The organism is Gammaproteobacteria bacterium (genome assembly GCA_011682695.1).
Classification (GTDB): domain Bacteria; phylum Actinomycetota; class Acidimicrobiia; order Spongiisociales; family UBA4744; genus BMS3Bbin01.
In genome coordinates, this window is the sequence record JAACED010000094.1 from 1 (window position 1) to 6427 (window position 6427).

The following is a 6427-nucleotide window of genomic DNA, read 5'->3' on the forward strand; positions in this document are numbered from 1 at the left end:
CGGCTCGGGGTGGGTGCGACGCTGTTTGAGGCGATCGGGTGATCCGGTCCGGGGCGACCTGTTCATGATCAGGGTCGGGTGTTGACTCAGGCGATGTTGATGCCTGCTGGGGGTGGCGAGTCGTGTGCCGATATTGAGGCGTTGGCGTCGCAGGGTCGTCTGCTCGGTGTCGTGTGTTCTGATACGACGCTGTATCGCACGTTCACCCGGAACTCTCAACCAGAGGGCGGTGGTGCGGGCGCGCCGGGCAATGGCCACGCTCCGCGCCGAGGTGTGGCGGCGGACTTCGGCGACCGATGGCGACAGCCGGTTGTGTTGGATGTCGATGCGTCGCTCGCCGCAAGACAGCCGTATCGGCTGCGATCACGACCGCGAACGACGACCCGAACCGGTGGGAGGCGGCGCTGGATCAGAACGGCACCGAAATCGAATCGACCTCCAGTGGCCTGAGGGCAGCGGTGTGTGACGTCACCGACCTGGTTGACCTGTCAGCCTGGCCCGACGGCACCCGGCTGATCATCCGCCGTCAACCGCTTTACCCCGGTGCCCAGACGACGCTGCTCCCCGACCTCGACTACCGGTTCTGGGACCACTACAACGACTTGGCCGGCAACCAGGTCGAGTTGGACTGCCACATGCGCCCCCACGTCCACGTCGAAGACCACATTGGCCACCTGAGGGACTCCGGACTCGATCGATTCGCGTTCACCGGATTCGAAGCGAACCAGGCATGGCTCCAAACCGTATGTCGGGCAGCAGACCTTGTTCGCTGGTTCCAACTGCTGCGCCTGGTCGGCCCGCTCGCCCGGGCGAAGCCCAAACGGCTCCGCTGGGGACTCTGGCACGCCTCCGCCCGCATTATCACCACTGCCTGACGCGACATCGTTCGCATCCTCGACGGATGGCCCACCGCCACCCAGATCGTCGCCGCATACCGCAACATCGCCGCACTCACCTGAACTCCACTTTCTTGTTGAGGAGCGTCTCTTGGCTTCGGACGATGAGCGATACGTGAGCCGGAGCAGGCTCTCAACGGGGGTCGCGCCCTAGCCGAGCCACCTCCACCGGCCTCGTCTGACAGCCAGGTCCGTCAGAGGAACTCTCGGCGGCTTGCGAGCTACGAGATGGCGTCATTGGGATTCTTGACGTGATAGCGGTCGGCGCCTTCATCCCACTTGATGAAGGTCAGGCCGACGCGGTTGGTAGCGACACACCCGGGCAGCGCGCGAATCTCTCCCATCTTCCACTCCACGCCGGACTCCAGCTTGCCGGAGATCCGATCCTCGCCGGCCGGCGAAGCCGAAGCCATGCTCCTTGGAAAGAGCCTCCGATCGTGTTGGTCGTGTTGCCACGAGATGGACACATCCACAGAGGCAATCTCGATGGGGAACGTCTCACAGATCGTCAAGCGGTCCGATGATCCAGTTGCCCCATCAGGAACGGTCGGCGGCAACATGACGGACACCTTCACGTCGGGGATCTCAGATCTGAGGGCCGCCTCGACCTGTCCGGGATCGTTGGCCGGCTCGCGCGTGAACTCTTTGAACATCTACGTGTCGGTGACAAGCGGTAGCTGGAAGACAGTGGAAGCGACGCCGCAGAACGGCGAGTCGTCAGCGCGACACCTGCGGCCGGCCCAGGGCGAGAAGGGGCCGAAGGATGGCCGATCGCATGAGGCGTTCTGTTCGTGGGGAGAGACGTGAGGAGTGAGGAACAGCGTGCGGTAGCAAACATGCAGACTGTACATAGATGTCAATTACATATATACTCTACATGTAATGCGACGCGGACCTCACCATGGACATCCGGGGCATGGCCACGGACCGGGCCCTCGGGGTGGCAGGCTTCTCGATACGGGGCTGCTCCTGCTCATATCGAGAGGCACGTCCCACGGGTACCCGCTCATCGAGGCGATCAGGGAGGATCTTGGCCTCGACGTTCCTGACGTTGGGGCCGTCTACAGAGCGCTACGACGCCAGGAGTCCCAAGGGCTGCTCACGTCGACTTGGGAGACGGGCACCACGCGGCCCAGACGCGTATACACGATCACGCCGGCAGGTCGAGAGGTCCTCGAGATCTGGATGCAGGGCGTAGAGGAAATGCGTGAGGCCTTGGAGCGGCTGCTCCAGGCCTGGAAAGGAGACAAGCAATGAGATACAGACGGCTGAGACGCTTCGGTGGTCCCCGCATGTGCTGCGGGTACGGTCCCGGGATGGGGCACGGGCACTTCATGGCTTTCGGCTCCGGTCCCCATGGCTACCGGCACGGTGCCAGTCGAGGCGGCTGGGGGTACGGTGCGTGGGTCGAAGACGACTCCGAAGTCGAGGAGGATGTGCGGACCTACGTGGCCGACCTCGAGGAAGTGGTCAAAGGCTTGCAGGACGAGATTCGAGACCTGAAGTCCAGACTCTGAGCGTATGGAAGTGTGACGGCCGGGTTCGCGACCCGGCCGTCACACTTGTGGCCCGTTCACTAGGCTCGATTGGGCGATGAGTGACGACGGCACCCAGGAGTCCGAAGCGCAGCAAACGGTCGATCATCCGATCCTCAACCAGCGACGTCTCGGCGGTGACGAAGCCCGGCAGAGGAAACCGAAGCTGCCCAAGAAGCTCTACGAGAGCGAACTCGCCAGGCTGCAGATCGAGCTCGTCAAACTCCAGGAGTGGATCAAGGCAGAGGGCGTGAAAGTCGTCGTCGTGTTCGAGGGCAGGGACGCTGCCGGCAAGGGTGGCGTGATCAAACGGATCGCCGAACCGCTCAATCCACGCATCTGCCGTATCGAGGCGCTGGGCACGCCGACCGATCGTGAGAAGACTCAATGGTGGTTCCAGCGGTACGTCGCTCGCCTGCCTGCCGCCGGGGAGATGGTGCTCTTCGACCGGAGCTGGTACAACCGGGCCCTCGTCGAGAGCGTGATGGGGTTTTGCACCGAAGACCAGTATCGCGAGTTCCTACGGACATGCCCCGAATTCGAACGCATGCTGGTGCGTGCCGGCATCATCCTGATCAAGTACTGGTTCTCGGTGAGCGACGAGGAGCAGGAGCGCCGGTTCCAGAACCGCATGGAGACGCCAACCAAGCGCTGGAAGCTGAGCCCGATGGATCTCGAGTCGCGGTCCCGCTGGAGCGAGTATTCGATCGCCAAAGACGTGATGTTCAATCACACCGACATCAAGCAGGCTCCCTGGTATGTGGTCAACGCAGACGACAAGAGGCGTGCCCGGCTCAACACGATCACGCACCTGCTCAGTCTCATCCCCTATGAGGATCTCACGCCCGGTCAGATCGAACTCCCGCCCCGTCAGCCCGATATCGGTTACATCAGGCCGCCGCTCAGCGAGCAGACGTTCGTACCGGAGAGTTACTGACCGGTTGTCGGTGGTGACAGTCGATAGTCTCGGATCATGATCCGGTTCGGCTATTCGGGACTTCCCACGGATGGAGACGACGCCGCGTTTCTCGACGGGCTCGTCGCCAAGGGTCATCGGGCCTTCGAACTGGCCTTTGTCGAGGAGCTCCCTTGGAGCGAGCGGCGCTGTGGTCGATTCGGCGCCCTTGCAGCCGAGCGCGACATCCGACTCTCGATCCATGCCCCGTACTCCGCCGTCCTGACGATCGCAGACGGAGAACGCGCGGAGCAGTGCTTGTTTACCATCGAGCACACGATGAGGCTCGCCAAGGCGGCCGGCGCCCGGATCGTCTGCGTGCATCTCGGCAAGCGTTACGGGAGAGACACGGAGACGCTCATGGAGCTGGTCTCGGAACGGCTCGAGAGGATCGCTCCCAAGGTCTCGCATCTCGGCGTCGGTCTCGGTCTGGAGACTGCCGGACGCAGCAGTGCCTTCGGCACCCTGGATGATATTGCCTCGCTGGTCTCGAAGTTCCCGTTCGCCCGTCCCTACGTCGACTGGGCGCATCTACACGCCATCGGCCGGGGCGCTCTGGCCACCAAAGAGGCGTTCCAGGAAGTGTTCGGCTTTCTCCGGAAGCACTTCCCCGGATGGATGATCGACCCGTTGCAGTGCCAGTTCTCAGAGACCCGGTTCGGAGACAAGGGTGAGGTCCGTCACGTTCGGTATGGAGAAGGGAGTCTGCGGATCACCAATCTCGTGGAAGCCGCACGAGAGGCGGACGTCGGACTGGTGATCATCTCCGAAGCCCGTGAGCCCGAGAGCACCGAAGCGATGGCGCAAGAGCTGCAACAGATCATGGGGAGACCGGAACCGTCCGGCGACACAAGGAGGCTCGGATCGGGCAGCGTCGAGTTCCCGGTCCCGATCCATGTCACACCGGCAGAATCCGGCTTTGCTCCGGCCGGTCTCGGGCATCCCCTCGTGCTGTCCAACATCGACAAGCCCTTCTTCCCCGACGGGTTCACGAAGGGAGACCTCATCCACTACTACGCCTCCATCGCCCTGACGCTGCTGCCCCATCTGGCAGAGCGGGCCATCGTCATGGCCCGCTACCCCGATGGCTCCGAAGGGGAGGGCTTCTACGAGAAACAGGCGCCCGAACATCGGCCCGGCTGGCTTCGCCTCGCGCCCGTCTACTCGAAGCATCGCGGAGAGACCATCGAGTTCGTCACCGCCGCGGATCGGGAATCGTTGATGTGGCTCGCCTCGATGGGTTGCATCGAGATCCACCCGTGGCTCAACCGTCTGAGCAACGAAGACCGCCCGGATTTCGCCGTCTTCGACCTCGATCCATCCGAAGGCGCCACATGGGCGCAGGTGGTCACCGTCGCCGAACAATTGAAAGCCATGCTCGATCGTCTCGGACTCATCGGGCATCCGAAGACCTCCGGGGCCACCGGTCTGCACATCTACGTTCCGCTCGACCCGGTGCACGACTATCGACGGGTGCGCACGTTTGTCGGGACGGTCGGCCGGCTGCTGCTGGCGGCAAACCCCGACGACATCACGATGGAGTGGCATGTCGCCAAACGGGGGGCCAGGGTGTTCATCGACCACAACCAGAACTCTCCAGGCAAGACCATTGCCTCGGTGTACTCGGTGCGACCGCGCCCCGGCGCCCCCGTATCGACCCCGATCTTCTGGGAGGAAGTCGACCACGTGCAGCCCGGCGACTTCACGATCTCCACGATCTGGGACCGCCTGCGACGGTTCGGTGATCTCTTCTCGCCCGTTCTCGCAGGAGGGCAGACGCTCGATGCGGCCGAAGAGGCACTCGGGCTCGAATAGCGCAAACGGCCGCAGTCAATCGGGTCTCAGGACGGTGCACATGACCGACCCGCGGCGACATGGACACGCCGGTTCCCGGTCCGGGCACTAGCGTCTCGTACATGCAGTGGATCGAAACTCATCGCGATGTGGTCTACCCGTGGCAGTGTGATCACATGGGCCACCTCAATGTCATGTACTACACGGGCATGTTCGATCGGGCCACATGGCACCTCTTCTCGATCGTCGGGTTCACGGGAACCTATCTGAGGAGCCAGGACCGTGGGATGGCGGCCGTTCATTCGACGACCTCGTACCGCAGTGAGCTGGTTCCCGGCGACCTCGTCGTGGTCCGGTCGAGATTCCTCGAAGTTCATGATCGGAAGGCCCGTTTCGAGCACGAGATGACCAACTTCGAATCCGGTGAGGTCGCCGCAACGAACGAGCTCGTCGGAGTGCACATCGATCGCACGGCCCGCAAGGCGTGCCCGATCCCCGTGGAGATACGTTCTTCGATCGAGAAACTCATTTCCGGCGAGAACAGCGATCACGCCGGCGGATGAGCCATCCTCGCGTCGCCATCGGTCTCGGATTGGGCACATCCCCGCCCATCTGGCAGACGCGCGCTCTGTTACGCCTGGCCCGGGTGATGCGCCTGCATTCGGCTTGGACCGTGGACCACTTCCTCGGGTTCTTTCCACAGCAGATCTGGAATCGGGACTTCACCTGGATGGCCCGTCCGGGGTCGAGCCCACACGAGTACTTCGACTATCAGGTTCTCCTCGGCCATCTTGCCTCCCGGGCGGGGAATGTTCGCCTTGGAGTCGGCGTAACCGAAGCGTTGCGACGACATCCGGTACTGATCGCTCAGACGTTCCTGTCACTGTCGCACCTGACGAAACAGCCTCCGATCCTGGGGATCGGTGCAGGAGAGCGAGAGAACCTCGAACCGTACGGAATCTCCTTCGAGCAGCCGGTCGGGCACCTCGAAGAAGCGCTCCAGATCATCCGGCTGTGCTTTCGGTCCCGAGGCCCGTTCGATTTTTCCGGGAAGCACTATCAGCTCGACGGTGCCGTGATGGACGTACAGCCCGGTCGAGGCGGCGTTCCCGAGATCTGGATCGGAGCGCATGGTCCGAAGATGCTTCGGCTGGTCGGAACGTACGGCGACGGCTGGTATCCGAGTGTCCCGATGACACCGGACGATTACGGCACGAGGCTGGCGACGATCCGCTCATCGGCCGAGG

General features: G+C 63.1%; 8 protein-coding genes. 7 read left to right on the forward strand and 1 reads right to left on the reverse strand.

The genetic code is table 11. The features are described from left to right. Nucleotides 1-296 precede the first annotated feature (296 nt). Entirely contained in the window at nt 297-875 is a 579-nt protein-coding gene (locus GWP04_11990) for a hypothetical protein (protein NIA26269.1), read from the forward strand. A gap of 242 nt (nt 876-1117) precedes the next feature. Here GWP04_11990 and GWP04_11995 read toward each other — a convergent pair whose 3' ends face one another. Next, nucleotides 1118-1549 (reverse strand): hypothetical protein, encoded by a 432-nt coding sequence (locus GWP04_11995; protein ID NIA26270.1) that lies wholly within the window; start codon nt 1547-1549, stop codon nt 1118-1120. A gap of 229 nt (nt 1550-1778) precedes the next feature. Here GWP04_11995 and GWP04_12000 point away from each other — a divergent pair, with 229 nt between their 5' ends. From GWP04_12000 to GWP04_12025, 6 genes are all read left to right on the forward strand, one after another. Beyond that, nucleotides 1779-2153, forward strand: a complete 375-nt coding sequence (locus tag GWP04_12000; GenBank protein ID NIA26271.1) for a PadR family transcriptional regulator — start codon at nt 1779-1781, stop codon at nt 2151-2153. After that, nucleotides 2150-2413, forward strand: a complete 264-nt coding sequence (locus GWP04_12005) for a hypothetical protein (GenBank protein NIA26272.1) — start codon at nt 2150-2152, stop codon at nt 2411-2413. The genes GWP04_12000 and GWP04_12005 overlap by 4 nt, the downstream gene beginning before the upstream one ends. Before the next feature lie 76 nt (nt 2414-2489). Continuing rightward, on the forward strand, nt 2490-3368 hold the full coding sequence (gene ppk2, locus GWP04_12010; protein NIA26273.1) for a polyphosphate kinase 2: 879 nt from the start codon (nt 2490-2492) through the stop codon (nt 3366-3368). 36 nt (nt 3369-3404) lie between these two features. After that, nucleotides 3405-5201 (forward strand): TIM barrel protein, encoded by a 1797-nt coding sequence (locus tag GWP04_12015; GenBank protein NIA26274.1) that lies wholly within the window; start codon nt 3405-3407, stop codon nt 5199-5201. A gap of 101 nt (nt 5202-5302) precedes the next feature. Continuing rightward, a complete protein-coding gene (locus GWP04_12020; GenBank protein ID NIA26275.1) occupies nt 5303-5743 on the forward strand; it encodes a thioesterase in 441 nt (146 codons plus the stop codon). Continuing rightward, nucleotides 5740-6427, forward strand: a 688-nt coding sequence (locus tag GWP04_12025) for an LLM class flavin-dependent oxidoreductase (protein NIA26276.1), incomplete at its 3' end; no start/stop codon positions are given. The genes GWP04_12020 and GWP04_12025, both read left to right, overlap by 4 nt.

Bases quoted from the DNA above. Each gene is read 5' to 3' on its own strand.
- GWP04_11990 (NIA26269.1), top strand. From the start codon at position 297: ATGGCGACAGCCGGTTGTGTTGGATGTCGATGCGTCGCTCGCCGCAAG.
- GWP04_11995 (NIA26270.1), bottom strand. From the start codon at position 1,549: ATGTTCAAAGAGTTCACGCGCGAGCCGGCCAACGATCCCGGACAGGTC.
- GWP04_12000 (NIA26271.1), top strand. From the start codon at position 1,779: ATGCGACGCGGACCTCACCATGGACATCCGGGGCATGGCCACGGACCG.
- GWP04_12005 (NIA26272.1), top strand. From the start codon at position 2,150: ATGAGATACAGACGGCTGAGACGCTTCGGTGGTCCCCGCATGTGCTGC.
- ppk2 (NIA26273.1), top strand. From the start codon at position 2,490: ATGAGTGACGACGGCACCCAGGAGTCCGAAGCGCAGCAAACGGTCGAT.
- GWP04_12015 (NIA26274.1), top strand. From the start codon at position 3,405: ATGATCCGGTTCGGCTATTCGGGACTTCCCACGGATGGAGACGACGCC.
- GWP04_12020 (NIA26275.1), top strand. From the start codon at position 5,303: ATGCAGTGGATCGAAACTCATCGCGATGTGGTCTACCCGTGGCAGTGT.